The organism is Paenibacillus lemnae, assembly GCF_012933385.1.
Taxonomy (GTDB): Bacteria; Bacillota; Bacilli; order Paenibacillales; family Paenibacillaceae; genus Paenibacillus_AQ; species Paenibacillus_AQ lemnae.
In genome coordinates this window covers 69,289-86,763 of sequence record NZ_JABBPN010000015.1, presented here as the reverse complement: position 1 = coordinate 86,763, position 17,475 = coordinate 69,289, and the positions used below count along the sequence as shown (strand labels likewise).

The 17,475-nt window shown below is 50.4% G+C and carries 20 protein-coding genes; 15 read left to right on the top strand and 5 right to left on the bottom strand.

The features are described 5' to 3' along the window. Positions 1–12: 12 nt before the first annotated feature. The 3 genes from HII30_RS15590 to HII30_RS15580 all read left to right on the top strand — a co-directional run bounded on the left by HII30_RS15590 (position 13) and on the right by HII30_RS15580 (position 1,487). Entirely contained in the window at positions 13–429 is a 417-nt protein-coding gene (locus HII30_RS15590) for a hypothetical protein (protein ID WP_169505968.1), read from the top strand. 165 nt (positions 430–594) lie between these two features. Next, on the top strand, positions 595–1,260 hold the full coding sequence (locus tag HII30_RS15585; protein ID WP_169505967.1) for a hypothetical protein: 666 nt from the start codon (positions 595–597) through the stop codon (positions 1,258–1,260). 17 nt (positions 1,261–1,277) lie between these two features. Next, complete coding sequence (locus HII30_RS15580; RefSeq protein ID WP_169505995.1) at positions 1,278–1,487, top strand: DUF4177 domain-containing protein; 210 nt, start codon at positions 1,278–1,280, stop codon at positions 1,485–1,487. A gap of 94 nt (positions 1,488–1,581) precedes the next feature. Here HII30_RS15580 and HII30_RS15575 read toward each other — a convergent pair whose 3' ends face one another. Genes HII30_RS15575 through HII30_RS15560 form a run of 4 tightly spaced genes read right to left on the bottom strand, consistent with a single transcriptional unit; the run spans position 1,582 to position 5,018 of the window. Further along, complete coding sequence (locus HII30_RS15575) at positions 1,582–2,151, bottom strand: response regulator (protein ID WP_246246522.1); 570 nt, start codon at positions 2,149–2,151, stop codon at positions 1,582–1,584. A gap of 32 nt (positions 2,152–2,183) precedes the next feature. Then, positions 2,184–3,332, bottom strand: coding sequence for a sensor histidine kinase (locus tag HII30_RS15570; protein ID WP_343045117.1), 1,149 nt, complete (start codon positions 3,330–3,332; stop codon positions 2,184–2,186). A 13-nt stretch (positions 3,333–3,345) separates the two neighbouring features. Continuing rightward, the gene (locus tag HII30_RS15565; protein ID WP_169505965.1) at positions 3,346–4,089 is read right to left on the bottom strand and encodes an ABC transporter permease; all 744 of its coding nucleotides are present in this window, start codon (positions 4,087–4,089) and stop codon (positions 3,346–3,348) included. A gap of 2 nt (positions 4,090–4,091) precedes the next feature. Then, on the bottom strand, positions 4,092–5,018 hold the full coding sequence (locus tag HII30_RS15560) for an ABC transporter ATP-binding protein (RefSeq protein ID WP_169505964.1): 927 nt from the start codon (positions 5,016–5,018) through the stop codon (positions 4,092–4,094). Positions 5,019–5,259: 241 nt separating this feature from the next. Here HII30_RS15560 and HII30_RS15555 point away from each other — a divergent pair, with 241 nt between their 5' ends. From HII30_RS15555 to HII30_RS15500, 12 genes are all read left to right on the top strand, one after another. Then, entirely contained in the window at positions 5,260–6,045 is a 786-nt protein-coding gene (locus HII30_RS15555; RefSeq protein WP_169505963.1) for a glucose-1-dehydrogenase, read from the top strand. A 205-nt stretch (positions 6,046–6,250) separates the two neighbouring features. Further along, entirely contained in the window at positions 6,251–7,201 is a 951-nt protein-coding gene (locus HII30_RS15550) for an ROK family glucokinase (RefSeq protein WP_169505962.1), read from the top strand. A gap of 66 nt (positions 7,202–7,267) precedes the next feature. Further along, positions 7,268–8,173: an RNase adapter RapZ gene (gene rapZ / locus HII30_RS15545; protein ID WP_169505961.1), complete on the top strand. Its 906-nt coding sequence runs from the start codon at positions 7,268–7,270 to the stop codon at positions 8,171–8,173. 12 nt (positions 8,174–8,185) lie between these two features. Next, a complete protein-coding gene (locus HII30_RS15540; RefSeq protein ID WP_169505960.1) occupies positions 8,186–9,172 on the top strand; it encodes a gluconeogenesis factor YvcK family protein in 987 nt (328 codons plus the stop codon). Positions 9,173–9,177: 5 nt separating this feature from the next. After that, on the top strand, positions 9,178–10,107 hold the full coding sequence (gene whiA, locus HII30_RS15535) for a DNA-binding protein WhiA (RefSeq protein ID WP_169505959.1): 930 nt from the start codon (positions 9,178–9,180) through the stop codon (positions 10,105–10,107). Between the two features lie 102 nt (positions 10,108–10,209). Beyond that, positions 10,210–10,479, top strand: a complete 270-nt coding sequence (locus tag HII30_RS15530) for an HPr family phosphocarrier protein (protein ID WP_138224037.1) — start codon at positions 10,210–10,212, stop codon at positions 10,477–10,479. A 151-nt stretch (positions 10,480–10,630) separates the two neighbouring features. After that, the gene (locus tag HII30_RS15525; RefSeq protein WP_169505958.1) at positions 10,631–11,386 is read left to right on the top strand and encodes an SIMPL domain-containing protein; all 756 of its coding nucleotides are present in this window, start codon (positions 10,631–10,633) and stop codon (positions 11,384–11,386) included. 253 nt (positions 11,387–11,639) lie between these two features. Continuing rightward, positions 11,640–12,617, top strand: coding sequence for an ABC transporter ATP-binding protein (locus HII30_RS15520; RefSeq protein ID WP_211184622.1), 978 nt, complete (start codon positions 11,640–11,642; stop codon positions 12,615–12,617). Next, on the top strand, positions 12,614–13,465 hold the full coding sequence (locus tag HII30_RS15515; RefSeq protein WP_169505957.1) for an ABC transporter permease: 852 nt from the start codon (positions 12,614–12,616) through the stop codon (positions 13,463–13,465). Before HII30_RS15520 ends, HII30_RS15515 begins: the two co-directional genes overlap by 4 nt. Beyond that, positions 13,462–14,268, top strand: a complete 807-nt coding sequence (locus tag HII30_RS15510; protein ID WP_169505956.1) for an ABC transporter permease — start codon at positions 13,462–13,464, stop codon at positions 14,266–14,268. Before HII30_RS15515 ends, HII30_RS15510 begins: the two co-directional genes overlap by 4 nt. Before the next feature lie 37 nt (positions 14,269–14,305). Next, complete coding sequence (locus HII30_RS15505) at positions 14,306–15,358, top strand: ABC transporter substrate-binding protein (RefSeq protein WP_169505955.1); 1,053 nt, start codon at positions 14,306–14,308, stop codon at positions 15,356–15,358. 412 nt (positions 15,359–15,770) lie between these two features. Then, the gene (locus tag HII30_RS15500) at positions 15,771–16,820 is read left to right on the top strand and encodes a PdaC/SigV domain-containing protein (RefSeq protein ID WP_246246513.1); all 1,050 of its coding nucleotides are present in this window, start codon (positions 15,771–15,773) and stop codon (positions 16,818–16,820) included. 60 nt (positions 16,821–16,880) lie between these two features. On the opposite strand, the gene HII30_RS15495 is transcribed toward HII30_RS15500, so the two are convergent. Continuing rightward, the gene (locus HII30_RS15495) at positions 16,881–17,324 is read right to left on the bottom strand and encodes a hypothetical protein (RefSeq protein ID WP_169505953.1); all 444 of its coding nucleotides are present in this window, start codon (positions 17,322–17,324) and stop codon (positions 16,881–16,883) included. Between the last annotated feature and the right edge of the window lie 151 nt (positions 17,325–17,475).

Genomic DNA, 17,475 nt, shown 5'->3' with positions numbered 1-17,475 from the left:
AGATGGATGAACATGGCAAAGAGATTCCTGGATGCTCAGCTAAGCCTGGCGAACAATGGTACAGTAACGGGAACAACAGCTGTAACGACGACACCTACACTCATATTCACACTGGGACTGGATCTTGCTGCAGCAGGAACCAGAGCACAGGTGCACTTCGCAGGCACCGTAGGACTGACTATTGCCGCAGCTGAAACGATCACCCTGGTGGTTACTAGAGGGATTGGCGGTCCGATCATTTATGAAGTGGTGCAGGAGTATGAGGATCCTGGCGAAAATGAAGCCGAAGTTGTTCTTACCTTCACAGGCGCTGACTATCTGCCTCCTGCTGCTTTTACGGTGTATCAGGTATTAATATCCGGTGCAGCCAACACAACGGCAATTGAAGTAGGTCCGCTCAGCTTTACCGCTGCTGGATATTCCGATTGAACCTCAGAATCACTTGTCACCTCTGCTATAGAAGGGTTTTTTCTTTAGTTAGGTCTATATATAATTTTTTCTAAAAGGCCCCCTCGGGGGTTTTTTGTTTTTTATAAAAAAGGAGGAAATGGAGTGCATAGTTTGTTATAATATGGAAACCAGGGAGGTTGAGGAATGAAGAAAGTAAAGTTTGTTTACATAATTTCAGCGCTGCTGGGGATGTTTCTTTTTGCTCCGGCCCATCTGGGCTATTCCACGGGAGATCATTTTTTTGAATGGCTGGGAGTTCCGGCATGGATCGAGACCGGAGGTTCGGGCCGACTGCATCTTACGGCTATTATAGGCTTGCTGCTTCTAGTTACCGGTATAATCGGGATAGGCAGCATGTATGAATCGGTATATCCTAAAATCAGGAGCAGAGTCATTCTCGGTTGTATCGCAGTTTTGTTCATATTTCCTTATGTGACCGAGTACACCATGTATGTATTCAAGTTTAATGCCAGCGGAATCTCTTCAGTGGACTATTCTTTCAGAGACAGTAAGTGTGATTACCATTATGGAGAACAGAAGGCGAAAGCAAGATGCAGCCTGCGAATTTATAATTATGGTAAAGCTCAGGAGGTTCACATTCGTCCAATTGATGATTTGGATGATACCAATATCGTTTACGAGTATAAGACCCTAGATCTTCCCCGCAGGTCCAATCAGCTTTATACCAATCTGGTTTTTGAGGGGCAGCTGGCAGAGGATATTAGCGGTTCCGGGTGGAGCTCCAAAGCGGGCGTTGAGATTGTCGCGGATGGCAGCGCACAGCAGTACAGAGATATAACGTACAAATAGAAGGAGGGATGAATGTGATGGAACAATGGGAGTATAAGACGGTAAAATACGCAACAAAGGGATTTCTCGGCGGCAAAGTCGATGAACATGATCTGAACGAGCTGCTAAACGGCTTGGGATATGAAGGCTGGGAACTGGTGTCCTGCTTCGATACCAGCATCTCTCAAGGTCAGTCCAAAGACATTATTGCGATTTTCAAAAGACGGGCGTTTATGGAGAGCCGATAAGGCATTAAGAAATGAATGACCCGCATGAAGCTGCCTGGCAAGGCAGATCATGCGGGTTTTAAGCTGTGATCATAGGCAAGCGCGCCATAGCCGACTAGATCCAGCCCTTCTCTTCTGCAATAGCAACGGCTTCCAGCCGATTCTTGGCGTCCAGCTTATGGAACGCCTCGGACATGTAATTCCGCACCGTCCCGTATGACAGGTGCAGCTGGGCGGCGATTTCGCTGGAGCTTTTGCCTGCCGCCGTCAGCCGCAGAATCTCCTGCTCCCGTTCGGTGAGCGGATTGGTCTCGCGCACCGTGCCAAACACCAGCTCGGGTGACACCTCCCGCCGGCCTTGCATGATCCGGCGCAGCGCTTCCGCGAGCCGGTCGCTTGGCTCGTCCTTGAGCAGATACCCCAGCACGCCTGCCTGAACGGCCCGCTCGAAATATCCGGGACGGGCGAAGGTCGTCAGAATGACGACCCGGCACCCCAGCTTACGCCGCTGAATTTCTTCAGCGACCTCAAGGCCTGACATCATCGGCATCTCAATGTCCAGCAGGCAGATATCGGGCGCCAGCTTAACCGCCTGCTCCAGCGCTTCTTTTCCATCCCCGGCCTGTCCGACGACCTCAATATCCTCTTCAAAATCCAGCAGCAGTGCCAGCGCGCCTCGCAGCATCCGCTGATCCTCCGCAATCAGTACCCGAATACTCAACCGGTCTCACATCCCTTCCGGTTCTTGACCACAATGGGCACCCTCACACGAAGCAGCGTGCCATTCTCGTCAGTCACCTCCAGCGTGCCGTCCACGAGGTCAAGCCGCTCTGCCATACCCTTCAGCCCGTTTTTCTCCCGAAGCTGACCATTCTTCTCCGGCTCCACGATGCCATCACCGTTGTCATGGACAGAGAGCTGCCATTGTGCCTCCGTCCGGCCGAACGTGATATGACAGCGGGAAGCCCCGCTGTGCTTGACGACATTCGTGACGGCCTCACGCAGACAAAGCCCTAAAATATTGTGCGTCGTATCCGGCATTCCCTCCACCTTCGGACTGCCTTCAGAAGTCAGCTCAATACCTGCGCTCTCCAGAATCATCCTGGCTTCATTCAATTCTTCCGTCAGCTTGGCGGTACGCATGTCTGATACCAGTTCCCTGACCTGACGAAGCGCAGCCCTTGACGTATTCTGAATCTCACGGGCTTCCTCCTGTGCCTGCTTGACATTAACGAGTACCAGTTTCTCCACCAGCTGGCTCTTCAGGGTAATCAATGACAAGGTATGTCCGAGGGTATCATGCAAATCCCGGGCAATCCGTGTCCGCTCTTCTCCTTTGATCAGGTTGCGGATCTGCTCGTTCGCCTGGTCCAGCTGCTCCTCCAGCTTATGCTGGCGGTTCATGGACCGGATACCGAAGGGAGAGATCATCATAATGATCAGGAAAGGGAAGGTGTACAGCAGATCGAGATTCCATACCTTGCCCAGGTGGTACAGCAGCGGTACAATCTCGACAAATGCGAACAGGATCATGGCATTTCTGAATTTCCGATTGTCTGAGTACCACCCAATGAAGTTGGCTGTGAAGAAGCCCATAAACAGATACGTCGTGCCATAGGCCATTGAGAGCGTAAATATAATCGCCATCTGCATTAGAAGCCAGTAGAAGAACGGTGGCTTGTTTTCGCAGAAATACAGCTGTCTGTACGTGACCAGAAAACATCCGATCATGGCAAACCCGGCATACAGCTTCAGGCCCTCCTCAATCAGAAGAAGCTGTGTGACTGGAAGGCACAAGTACACCAGCCACACATAAGGGAAAAAACCCATCTTGCGAGGGAAAATTTCAAATGATACAAGCTTCACATCACATCATCCTTTAAACAGCCTGCTGTTTTTTTCTGACATACGTGGATAGTAACATAAACAGCACCAAATATCCTGTCAAAATAAGCACCGATCTCAGCTCCGGCAGATTACCGGCCGCAATATCCCAGCCTCCGCTTGTAAAATGGTGGGACGGTGTCCATCTGCCGATAGCTTGCAGAAATGGTGGCATGATGTCCAGCGGCATCCACATGCCCCCGAGCAGGGCAAGCACCAGATAAATGCCGTTGCTGACACCGCTCGCAGTTTCCACCCGCTTCATGGCACCGATCAACGTGGCCAAAGCAAGGAATGGTGCGGAGGCGATCATGATCCACAGTCCGCTCAATATCCACTGCCAGGCTTCCAGCTGCACGCCGTTGATCAGGTAGCCTGCCGTAAAAATGACGATGATGGACAGCAGATGGAGCAGGGCCTGGCCGAACATTTTTCCGAAGAAATAAATGCTCCCGGGCAGCGGGGTGATCCGCATGAATACAGCCCAGCCCAGCGTACGCTCCTGAACCAGACGGATTCCGAGCGACATAATCGCTGAGCCCATCACACTGAATGTGGTCATGGACATCAGATAATGGCCCTGCCAAGCATCGGCATCCGGTGAGCCTGTGTTGACGACACGGGTGAAGATAAAGTAAAACGCAATCGGCATCACCAGTGACCAAAAGATAAAGTAGGGGTTGCGCACAATGCGCAGCAGTTCCATTTTGCATTGAAGTCGAATCAGTGCTCCATTCATATTTATACCGCCTCCTCTGTTACTTGGGTGAGCTGCTCAAAAGCTTCATCCAGGCTTCCCGTATCGGTCGCGACATCACGCACAGGAAGCTCTTCTCTGAAAATGACCGCCAGCACCTGGTCGGTGTTGTCTGCTGAGATATACATCCGGCCGTCTTCAAGGTGAACTCCGGTCACCCCGGGAACCTGGTTAAGCCGGGCAGTAATGTGCTGCGTATCCTGTTCGGCCACGAAAGAAACAGATCGGGTCGTCAGTTTATTTTTAATCTCCGCAGGGCTGCCATCTGCCGCAACGCGGCCGTCCTTAAACAGAATGATCCGGTCAGCAATGTCATCTGCCTCCTGCAGATAGTGTGTCGTAAACAGAATGGTTTTGCCCAGGGCGGCCAGACTCCGTACGGTTTTCCAGAACAGGCGGCGTGCTGATGTATCCAGCCCGACGGTAGGCTCATCGAAGAAGAGCAGCTCGGGATTGCCTGCCAGCGCCAGCGCAAATCCGAGCTTGCGTTTTTGGCCGCCTGACATTTTGACCGCCATTTTATTAAGATCCTCGGGCGTTAGTCCCGTAAGCGCCATAATCTCTTCCATGGACATCGGATGTGGATAATACCCCCGGATCAGATTGATGATTTCCCGTGCCTTTAACTGATCCATGACGCTGACCTCCTGCAGCATCGCGCCGATCTTCCGTCTGACCTTCAGATCTTTAGGAGACCTTCCCAGCACTTCTACACTGCCACATTTGGGATCCATCAAGCCCAGCATCATGGAAATGGCTGTTGTTTTACCTGCTCCGTTAGGGCCCAGTATGGCGGTAACGCTCCCCTGCGGTATGGAAAAAGAAATTTGGTCCACGGCTTTCTTGGAACCAAAATGCTTGCTGACCTCTTTCAGCACCACGGCCGGGCTGTTTGCATTGTCTTTGCTCATGTGATCCGCACCTCTCGTTCATTTCTTGTTGTACCTATCATACCGGGAAGCCGTCTCACGGTTTAGTATGGATTGTCACGAAATCAGATGACAATTGTCATCTTTGGCATGAAACGGCCAGCGGCGAAGCACATTAAAAAAGACAAATCGTTTTTGAATAGGCAAAGATGGTGTAATGGTGTATATATTCTGCAATGCTGAGCTGAATGAAGAGCATGGATTGCGGCGGGAGGTTAGAATCATGTATGAAGATTTGAAAGGAAAAACGGTGATTGTCACCGGTGCATCTTCAGGCATTGGTAAAGCGATCGCATTGCGGTTCGGCCAGGAGAAGGCCAATGTCATTTTGAATTATCGGAGCAATCCGGATCCGATCGAGGAAATGATTGCCGAGATTGAGAAAGCTGGAGGACAGGCTGCCGGCGTGCAGGGAGACGTGTCTAAGGAAGAGGATGTCAAGAAGCTGATCTCAGCGGCCCATGAGCAATATGGATCCCTCGACATCATGGTAAATAATGCAGGTATTGAGAATGAGGTGCCGTCCGAGAAGCTGTCGCTTGAAGACTGGCAGAAGGTCATTGACGTCAATCTGACCGGGGCATTTCTGGGATCGCGGGAGGCGATCAGTTATATGCTGGAGCATGATATTAAGGGATCGGTCATCAATATGTCCAGCGTACATGAGGTCATTCCATGGCCGCACTTCGTGCATTATGCAGCCAGCAAGGGCGGCGTCAAGCTGATGACGGAGACACTGGCGCTGGAGTTCGCGCCTAAAGGAATCCGCGTTAATAACATCGGTCCTGGCGCCATCTATACGCCGATCAATCAGGAGAAATTCGATGATCCCAAGTCCCGCGCCAGTGTAGAGGCCATGATTCCGATGGGCTACATCGGCAAGCCGGAGCAGATTGCATCCGTTGCTGCCTGGCTCGCCTCCTCGGAAGCCAGCTATGTCACGGGTATCACGCTGTTTGCAGACGGCGGTATGACGAAATACCCTTCCTTTCAGGGAGGACAGGGCTGAGCAAGCCTTGAAACAGCATATGTATGATCATTAACCCCGCTCGGGTCTCTCGGAGCGGGGTTTTTTAGAGGGATAAAAGTCGGTTTGAACAGGAAATACACAGGTTTTTTAAGCCTGGTCTTCTCTTGACCGCACGTGTGCCTTCAATTATAGTGGGTACAGTAGAAGCAATCTATAATATAGAAGGAAAAAGGTGGCTTGTAACATGTCTGAAAACATCTACGTAGGTGTCGATTTAGGTGGAACGGCGATTAAAGTCGGAATCTGCAATGAAGAGGGTCAGCTTTTGCAGACATATGAGGGACCGACAGAAACGTCCAAAGGCGTTGACACGGTCATTGATAACATAGAGAAATACGTTCGTCATATTGTCGAGCAGTCACCCTACAGCTGGGATCAGCTTGCAGGCGTGGGAGCGGGCTTTGCAGGCTTTACGAACGTTCGTGAAGGTATCATCATTTTTGCACCTAACGTAGGTTTCAGGGATGTGCCGATTCGTGCGTTGCTGGAAGAACGACTCGGTAAGCCGGTCAAAATAGATAACGATGCGAACGTTGCCGCACTTGGCGAAGCCTGGAGCGGTGCCGGACGGGGTGTCGACAACTGCGTGTGCTTTACACTCGGAACGGGTGTTGGAGGCGGCATCATTGTGAATGGCAAGATCTATCAAGGCTTTGGCGGTATGGCCGGCGAGCTTGGACATATTACCGTCGTGCCGGATCTGGAAGCCATTCAGTGCGGCTGCGGCAAAATGGGATGTCTGGAAACCGTGTCCTCGGCAACGGGTATTATTCGTATGGCCAAAGATGCGGTGTCGCGCGGCGACCGCACTTCGCTGGCACTGGTAGACAGCATTGCTGCAAAAGAAGTGTTTGATGCAGCAAAAGACGGTGACGAAGTAGCCCTGCGCATTGTCAATCGAGCTGCTTATTATCTTGGCAAATCCATGGCTTCGGTAGCTGCCGTACTGAATCCTGAAGCGTTCATTATCGGCGGCGGCGTATCGAAAGCCGGAGATTTCCTGTTTGACGAAATCCGTTCCGTCTTTCATAAGTTAACACCAGAGCCGCTGCAGCGCGGTGTGCGCATTGTAGCAGCTGAGCTCGGCAATAATGCCGGTGTCGTAGGTGCAGCAGGCCTGCTGCTGCGCTCTTAGAGGACACTTATCATCATCAGAGACCGTTGTCTTGCAGGATGTAAATCTTCGAAGGAGGGAAAGCTGATGCTGGAAGCAGAGGAACGGGGTACGGCGGCATCCATGGCAACATTGATCATTATTACCGGCATGTCGGGAGCAGGGAAGACGCTGGCCGTGCAAAGTCTGGAAGACCTCGGATTTTTCTGTGTCGATAATCTGCCGCCTGTGCTGATTCCGAAGTTTGCGGAACTGATCGAACAGTCTAAAGGCAAGATTGGCAAGGTAGCCCTTGTAATTGATCTTCGGGGACGAGAATTTTTCACCGCACTTTCAGAATCGCTGAACTACATCAAGGACCACTTTACGATTCATTGTGAAATCCTGTTTCTGGATGCCACAGATTCTGTACTCGTTCAGCGTTACAAGGAAAGCCGCAGGCGTCATCCGCTTGCACCTGAAGGCATGCCGCTGGACGGGATTCGACTGGAGCGCAAGATGCTGGATGAGCTGAAAACTTCGGCAACCCAGGTCATTGATACCAGCCACATGAAGCCTGCAAGGCTGAAGGAGCAGATTGTTTCCCGCTTTACCCATCTGGAAAGTCCTGCGCTAACGGTCAATATCACATCCTTCGGGTTTAAATATGGCATTCCGATCGATGCTGACCTCGTGTTTGATGTTCGCTTTTTACCTAATCCCCATTATGTGGAAACCCTGCGGCCTAATACAGGCCAGCACAGTGATGTGTATGAGTATGTCATGAAATGGCCGGAAACCCAGGCATTTCTGACCAAGCTGCTTGATATGCTTCACTTCCTGATCCCGCATTACCGCAAGGAAGGAAAGAGCCAGGTTATTATAGGAATTGGCTGTACGGGCGGCAAGCATCGCTCGGTGGCAATCTCGGAATACCTCGGAAAGATGCTGGGTGCCAGCGAAACCGAGACGGTTTCTGTCAGCCATCGCGATTTCGAACGTGACCGGCATTAATTGAGGGAAGTGATGAACGTGGCTCAAACAGCCGGAAAGCGCCCCCGCATCGTTGTGATGGGGGGAGGAACAGGGTTATCCGTTATGCTCCGCGGACTGAAAGAAAAGCCCATGGACATTACGGCGATTGTTACCGTAGCCGATGACGGAGGCAGCTCCGGAATTCTTCGCAGTGAGCTGCAGATGCCGCCGCCGGGAGATATTCGCAATGTATTAACCGCACTGGCCGATGTAGAGCCGCTTCTGGCTGATATCCTTAAATATCGCTTCAGTACCGGTTCGGGTCTCGCTGGACATAGTCTCGGCAATCTGATTCTGGCAGCCTTGACAGATATGCACGGTGATTTCGTCACGGCGGTCAAAGAGATGAGCCGGGTTTTTGTCTGCAGAGGTGCTGTACTGCCGGCTGCGGGCGAGGCTGTCGTGCTCCATGCCGAAATGGAAGACGGAACCATCGTCAGCGGTGAATCCAAAATCCCCGAGGCTGGGGGCGTGATCAAGCGGGTATTTCTGGAACCTGAGCAGGTGGAACCGCTGCCAGAAGCGCTGGAAGCTGTCACCCAGGCGGATGCCATTCTGATCGGTCCGGGAAGCCTGTATACCAGCATTTTGCCCAATCTGCTTGTGCCTAAGCTGGCTGAAGCGATTGTATCATCCAATGCGATAAAAATATTTGTATGCAATGTTATGACACAGCCTGGAGAAACCGACAATTATACCGTAGGGGATCACCTGCAGGCCGTGTATGATCATGTGGGCCTTCATCTGTTCGACTATGTCATTGTTAATGACGGTGAGATCCCGCCCCAGGTTCAGGACAAATACGCGGAGAAGGGCGCCAAACCGGTCTTTCTCGATCGGGATGAAGTGACCAGCCGGGGATATAAGCTGATTGCCGACAAGCTCGTGCTGTTCCGCACATATCTCCGGCATGATGCCGACAAACTGAGCCATCACATTTATCAGTTAGTGCAAGACTGGATTTCCAGAGAGAGGTGAGTCCCTTGTCCTTTGCGGCGCAAACCAAGAAAGAATTAACGATGATCGAAAGCCAGAGCTGCTGCGAAAAAGCCGAGCTGTCTGCGCTGATCCGGATGAACGGGTCGGTACAGCTCTCGAGCAAGAAGATTGTTCTGGACATTTCGACGGAGAATGCCGCGATTGCAAGGCGGATTTATTCCTTGATTAAGAAACATTTCCAAGCGCATACCGAGCTTTTGGTGCGTAAAAAAATGCGGCTGAAGAAAAATAACGTATATATCGTCCGGATTCCTGCTCGGGTTCAGGAAATTCTCAAAGGACTGCATATTGTTTCCGAAGGCTTTTTGTTCCTTCCACGGATTGCTGACGACATTGTCCGTAAAAACTGCTGCAAACGCGCGTATCTGCGCGGTGCATTCATGGCCGGCGGCTCTGTCAACAATCCGGAGGGCTCTTCCTATCATCTGGAGATCGCTTCCATGTACGAAGAGCACTGTCAGGCGCTCGTAGATCTGGCGAATACGTTTCATCTGAATGCAAGATGTATCGAGCGCAAAAAAGGATTTATTTTTTACATCAAGGAAGGCGAAAAGATTATTGAATTTCTGAATCTGATCGGGGCGCATCAGGCACTGTTCAAGTTTGAGGATGTGCGCATCATGCGCGACATGCGCAATTCCGTGAACCGGATTGTGAACTGTGAAACCGCGAATCTGAACAAGACGATCGGCGCCGCGATCCGGCAGATTGAGAACATCAAGCTTCTTCAAAGGGAAGTCGGTCTTGATACGCTGCCGGATAAGCTTCGTGAAGTCGCTGAAATTCGCCTGCAGCATCCCGATATGAACCTGAAAGAGGTCGGTGAGATGCTGAAAGGAACGGTCAGTAAATCGGGAGTGAACCACCGTCTGCGCAAGATTGACGAGCTGGCAGAAAAAATCCGAAATGGCTGAAGCTTTCTAAACTAGTCTCCTGTATGGTAAAATGGTATAATATTAGAAATGTGAAGGTTTTAAGTGGTTTTCAAGATTTCATAAATAGGGGGTTAACTTTCCATGACCAAGCACCCGGTAGTTGTTCGGTTGAAAACGGGTCTACATGCCAGACCGGCCGCGCTGTTCGTTCAAGAAGCGAATAAATATTCATCTGAAATCTTTGTGGAAAAAGATGATAAAAAAGTAAACGCTAAAAGTATCATGGGAATTATGAGCCTTGCCATCAGTTCGGGTACTGAAGTTTACATCAGCGCAGATGGCGCGGACGCTGAGCAGGCGGTTACTTCCTTGGTAAACCTGGTAAGCAAAGAAGAATTGGAGAATCAGTAAAGTCTGCTCGTATATGCACGCAGAAAAGCCTTGGGATCAAGGCTTTTTTTAATTTAATGGGGTATGCAACATTTACCATCCATAATCCGTCAATGAAGTAAGGCAAGCTAGAGCGCAGGGGGCTGCCAACACTCAAAGGAGGTTGATGATGATGAACATTTGGGCAAAACGGTTAGGTTCTGTCATGCTTGCAGGTACGCTGTTAACGGGGGTATCTGCATTTTCAAATGTGTCGGGAACGGCGGAGGTATTTGCTGCGGAAACTGTGGCACAGAAAGGTGTTACCGTCATTGGTAAAGGTGAGCTTTCGGTAAAGCCGGATATCGTGTATTTGTCGATCGGAGCGGAATCCAGCGCAGCTACTGCACAATCTGCACAGCGGCATAATGCACAGAAGATGGAGAAAGTGATGAATGTCCTGAAGACAACGTGGAAGATCGATGACAAGGATATCAAAACCGAACAATTTTCGGTTCAGCCCAACTACACGTACACGGAAAAAGACGGTCAGCAGGTGAAAAGCTACACAGCCCGCCATACGCTGCAGGTGACGCTTCGCGATCTGAGCAAAGTGGGAGAACTGCTGGATGATGTCTCAGAAGCCGGTGCCAACTCGATTGGCAATGCCCGTTTCTCCGTGGAGAACCGGGATGCTTTTGAAGCACAGGTGCTCGAAAAAGCGATGGCCAATGCAGCACTGAAAGCTCAGGCGATCGCCAAGGCATCCCAGCGCCAGCTTGGTCTGGTGGTAAGTGTTGTGGAAGGTCAAGTGCAGACCTACGGGTTTGAATATGCACAGCAGGAAATGTCCATGAACAGTGCAGCTGCAGATAAGGCCGTTACGTCTGTTGAGCCTGGTGAAATCAAGCTGTCGACCCAGCTGCAGGTGCAGTACGAGCTGAAGTAGGAGCCAGCCTTTTAAAGAAATGAAATCAATCGCCTGAATGCGCTGTCTGCGCCGGGCGATTTTTTTTGTTCATGTACATGGTGGAATTGGAATGTGAAGGAATACATACAAAAGTGTTGTGTGCAGGGGGAAAACAGGGTATAGTGAATATGCAAAAATTGACCATGATTTTAATCAGGGCCATACCGCATGTATGGCTTTTTTCTTAGTTTACGACACTACGAATCAACACTTAGACCGGAAGGGGTGAACAATGCTGATGATTGAACTGATCGGGATCCAGAAGCAGTTTCAGGGCCAGGATGTCGTGCATCCGCTCTCGCTCTCCATTAAGGAAGGAGAGTTTCTGACCTTGCTTGGGCCGAGCGGCTGCGGCAAAACCACGATTCTGCGCATGATCGCGGGCTTCGAGCAGCCGACAGAAGGTGAAATTTGGCTAGCAGGACAGCAGGTGACGGATGTTCCTCCAAACAAGCGGGATCTCAATCTCGTGTTTCAGCATTATGCCCTGTTTCCTCATATGACGGTGGAAGAGAATATCGCCTTCGGCCTCAAAATGAAAAAGATGCCCAAGTCGCAAATTGAGGAACGCGTGGAGGAGGCGGTAACCATGACGCAGCTGACGCCGCTTAAAGCACGTTACCCCCATCAGCTGTCCGGCGGACAGCAGCAGCGCGTTGCTATTGCGAGGGCCATTGCGAACAAGCCGAAGGTGCTGCTGCTGGATGAACCGCTGGGCGCACTGGATCTGCAGCTGCGCAAGAACCTTCAGTCAGAACTGAAGCATCTGCAGCGAGCTTTGGGGATTACATTCGTGTATGTAACCCATGATCAGGAGGAAGCGATGATGCTGTCCGACCGGATTGTGATTCTGAATGGCGGCAAAGTTGAGCAGATCGGAACGCCCCGGGAGATTTATGCGGCACCGAAAACCTTGTTTGCTGCAACCTTTGTCGGGGAGAATAATATCTTCTCTTCCCCTGAGGGTCTTTTTGCTGTTCGTCCGGAGAAAATAAGTCTGGCCCAGGCGGACTCCGCTTCTGCCAGAAAAACAGGTGTCATTCAGGATGTCCAGTATTTCGGGAATGTGCACAAGCTGATGGTACAGCTGGAGCATGAACCGATGCGTGTCACACTGGCTTTGGATCTGGCAGATGATCATACATGGCAGATCGGGGATGTCATTGGACTGAACTGGGAAGACAAGGATCAGGTGGTTATCGGATCATGAGCAGACACAAGCTTGGTATGGCACCTGTTCTGTTATGGCTGTCTCTGTTCCTGATCATCCCGATGCTCATTGTCGCAGGCATCTCGTTTCTGCAGCGTGATGCGCTTGGACAGCTGGTATTCTCATTCAGCATAGAAGGGTATAAAACCTTTTTCGATCCGCTGTATCTGGGCATATATTGGGATACCATTGTCCTGTCGGTAACGACAACCGTCATTTGTCTGCTGATCAGTTATCCCATGGCCTATTATATAGCCAACGCTCCCCCGCGTGTCCAAACCTGGGGCCTGATTCTGATTACGGTCCCTTTCTGGATCAATTTTCTGATCCGAACCTATGCCTGGATCCTGCTGCTGCGCACACAGGGCGTGGTGAACACGCTGCTGATGGAGTTCGGCTGGATTCAGGAGCCGCTGCAGCTGCTCTATACCCCGGGGGCTGTACTGCTGGGGATGGTGTACAATTTCATTCCTTTTATGGTGCTGCCAATCTATGTGGCTCTGGAGCAGATGGACAAGCGGCTGCTGGATGCTGCATATGATCTGGGGGCATCCAAGTGGAAGGCATTCCGGCATATCACGCTAAATCAGAGCAAGTCCGGGATTATGACGGGATGTGTGCTCGTGTATGTATCAACGACCGGCATGTTTGTAGTCACCGATATTCTGGGCGGCGCAAAGTCAGCCATGATCAGCAACATTATCCAGTCGCAGTTTCTGGGTGCGCGCAACTGGCCCTTTGGTGCGGCTCTGTCGGTCATCTTCGTGCTGACCTCGCTGATTCTGATCCTGCTGTTTAATCGGGCGATGCAGGCCCGCTATCTAAAAGTCAAGGAGGGGGGCGCATGAAGAAGGCAAATCATCCTCTCCTAGGGATTCATTATGTGCTAATGATGGTGTTTATCTACTTGCCGATTCTGATGATTGTGATCTTTTCCTTTAACAACACGCGACTCAGCGGGAATTGGGAAGGCTTTACGCTCGATTGGTACGTATCACTGTTCAGTAACCGCTATGTAATGGAGGCACTGGGGAACAGCCTGACCGTCGCTCTGGTATCCACTGTGGTGTCGACTGTGCTGGGCACGCTTGCGGCGCTGTCCATCCGGAAGTGGAGCCGGAAAGGCAGGGCAGGCCTGAACGGGCTGCTGTATCTGCCGGTGATTATCCCGGATATCATCATGGGATTATCCCTGCTCGTATTATTCTCACAGATGAAGATCGACCCCGGCAAAATGACGATTATCATCGCTCATATTACCTTCAGCCTGTCTTATGTCTACGTCGTCGTTTCAGCCCGCCTGGCCAATATGGGCAGGCAGCTGGAGGAAGCGGCCCTGGATCTGGGCGCCAGCCGCTGGCAGACGTTTCGGCATGTCACGCTTCCCCAGATCTCACCCGGCATTATTGCAGGGGCCCTGATTGCGTTCACGCTGTCGCTGGATGACTTTATGATTAGCTTTTTTGTGGCCGGACCCAGCTCAACAACGCTGCCCATCTATATTTACGGCCAGGTCAAACGCGGAGTCTCTCCCGAGATTAACGCGCTGTGCACCCTGCTCATTATCGTCAGTGTGATCCTGATCCTGCTCGCCCAATACGTGCTGAACCGGGGCAGGGGTCAGAAGAAGCATAAAATGCTGCCGATGTAAGCACCATGAAAGAACAGATTTGAGAGGAGATAGTTCATTGAAAAAAAGTGTATGGACCCGCCTGCTGCTTGCAGGCTTGTTAACAACGGTGGCTGCGCTGTCCCTCGCGGGATGCGGCTCCGATAAAGAAACTTTGCATATTTACAGCTGGGCCGACAATTTTGACCCGGACGTCCTGAAGGATTTTGAGAAGCAGTATGATGTGAAGGTCACGTATGACAACTATGCGAATAACGAGGACCTGCTGGCGAAGATCAAGGCTGGCGGCAGCGGATATGATCTGATCCAGCCTTCCGATTACATGGTCAAAACCATGATTGATCTTGATCTGCTGGAGCCAATTGACATGAACAATATCCCGAATTTTGAAAACATATCGGAGACGTTCAAAAATCCGGAGTTCGATCCCGGCAATCAATACTCCATTATCTATACTTCCGGTGTAACCGGGATTGCCTATAACAAGAAATATGTGAAGGAAGACATCAAGAGCTGGGATGATCTCTGGAATCCTGCCTATGAAGGCAAGGTGCTGCTGCTGGATGACAACCGTGAAATGATCGGTATGGCACTCAAGAAGCAGGGCAAGTCCAACAGCACAACGGATGAAGCCGAGATTAAAGGTGCGGAGGAGGAGCTGAAGACACTGCTTCCGAATGTACTGGCTTTTGATACAGACAACATTAAGCAGAAGATGATTCAGGAAGAGGGCTGGATCGCGACCGTATGGTCCGGGGACGCCTCATTTATCGCGAAGGATAATCCGGATGTCGCTTATGTCGTGCCCCAAGAAGGGGCTACCATCTTCTCCGATAACTACGCCATCCCTAAAGGCTCCAAGAACAAGGAATTGGCCGAGAAGTTTATGAATTATATGATGGATCCTGAGGTCAGTGCCAAGAACTATGAGTTCATCGGATACAGCAATCCGAACACCAAGGCTATGGACTTCCACACCGAGGAATACCGCAGCGATACCATGATTAACCTTACGGACGAAGAGCTGGGCCGTACGGAGTGGCTGAAAGATGTAGGAGAGGCGCTTCAAACCTACGACCGCTCCTGGAACGAGCTCAAGAGCGGACGTTAAACTGGTAACATCATAAGCCTGTCCCAATCGGGATGGGCTTTTTTGTGATTTGTATAGAATGAATTTATATATTTACCATTCCAACGCGGAGGTGACAAGTGATTCTGAAGAAGCGGCAGCGTCCGCCTAAAAGCTTTCCGTAGGAAAGATAGCATCGAAAGCATGAGCTTTGTCTCCGAAATGCCTCCGTGGATTATGTGTTCATGCATTTTGGAGACAACAGCGGTCGTAAGAACACTTGCCATCGCAGCCACTCAGAATGGTAACTTTAACTTCATTCTATTTAGCATCAAAATTGTCATGACGATTGTTACCTTTTCCGAGGTGCATGTTCGATATAATGATTTCGGGTAATGATATACATAATTTTCATAATCCTAAACAGGAAAAGGTGATACATGTGAACACAAAAATGAAAATGATGACGGCCATACTGTCAGCAGGCATGCTGTTTGGAGGTGCTGGCTGGCAGGCCGTGTCAGTAGATGCAGCGACGACGGCGGTTACTCAAGCTTCGGTCAATGCAGACGTTACTTTGAAATGGAATGGAAAACAACTTACGCAAAAAGGGCTGATCAGCCGTGGATCCACATATATTCCCATTACCGCGGTACGGGATCTGCTGGGCTTGTCTTTGACATATGATGCGAAAAAACGTGCTTACACCCTGAGCGGTGGTGTCAATGAGATCACAGCGCATGTGTATGACGCGAGCGAGATTGGTCTGCTCGTTAACGGATTTTATGCCGGCGAGCCTGGGGCGAAGATCGTAAAAGGGCGTCTGTATGTCCCTTACAGTCTGTTGAATGAGTATCTGGGGGTACAGGGACAGTGGAATGCTTCCACCAAAACGCTCAGTATGTCTACAATCGCGCCGAACAAACTGACCATCGGGTCCGAAAGTATGAACAAACCGCATAACAAAGCGAATATCGAAGTCCGTTATCCGGTTATTCGCGGTATGGAACATGCAGAAGCGCAGTCTGCCATCAATGCAGTCCTGAAGAAGCATGCCAAGACTTTTATCGAGACCGCTGCTGAAGAGCTGAGCGATATTCCGCAGTCGCACACAGGATATCCATATGAATATACCGGAGATTTTGTAGTTCATTACAATCAGGATGGACTCCTCAGTATTACATCCTATGAATACACATACGCTGGCGGAGCACATGGCATGACCTATCAGACCAGCCGGACCTTCTCTCTGAAGGACGGCAAAGAGCTGAAGCTGGGCGATGTTATCAACCTCAAGGGTGGGAACAAGCAAAAGCTGGACTCTTACATTTTGAATCAGTTCGAAGATTCTGATGGTTATCTTGGCGGCTTTACCGAAGTGCCCGAAGATGCGCAGTTTTATCTGAAGAAGGGGACGGCCGTGCTTTATTTTCAGCTGTACGAATATACCGCTTATGCGTACGGTTTCCCGGAATTCGAGCTGCCATTAAAAGAATGGAAATAACGTAACGCATAATTCTCATTCAAATTATAGATGTGTAGAAGCAGCCCGGACGCTGAGGATTCAAGATTCAGCGCCGGGTTGTTTTTTTGCCTGAAACAGTATGCCTGCTCCATATCCAACCATACCAATCATCCAGGCTGCCAGAGGAAGAGCAAACAGCAGAGTCTGCTGAGAGGATATGTTCAGCCAGTCATGAAGCCCGTAGAAAGGAGATACATATAAAAAAGCGATTGGGATAAACAGGACAAAAGCCTTGGTTATCAGGCCGAGCAGCAGAAGCACGAGTCCGGTCAGCCAGTAACCGGAGTACCAGCGCAGAAAAAAGCGCTGATCGTTCAAGCCCATCACAAGGCCGGTGATCAAGACAAGCAGTCCGGCGAGCAGTGAAGTCATCATGTGACGCGGATCCGGCGGCAGATCCTTAAAGAAGGGAAGAAAATTGGTCAAGCTGAATGGAAAAGAGCAGAGAAACAACAGCAAAATAAATGAAATATTTCTACCCATACATTCAAACACTCCATATCCAAGGTTTTCTATCATCCCAATTATATCCATATTTATTAGGTGAAGTCTATTTATTTACATAAGCCTATAAAAAAAGGCCCCGAATCCTGGTTCAGGATCTGGGGCCTTTATGGAAACTATACTGCTGTAA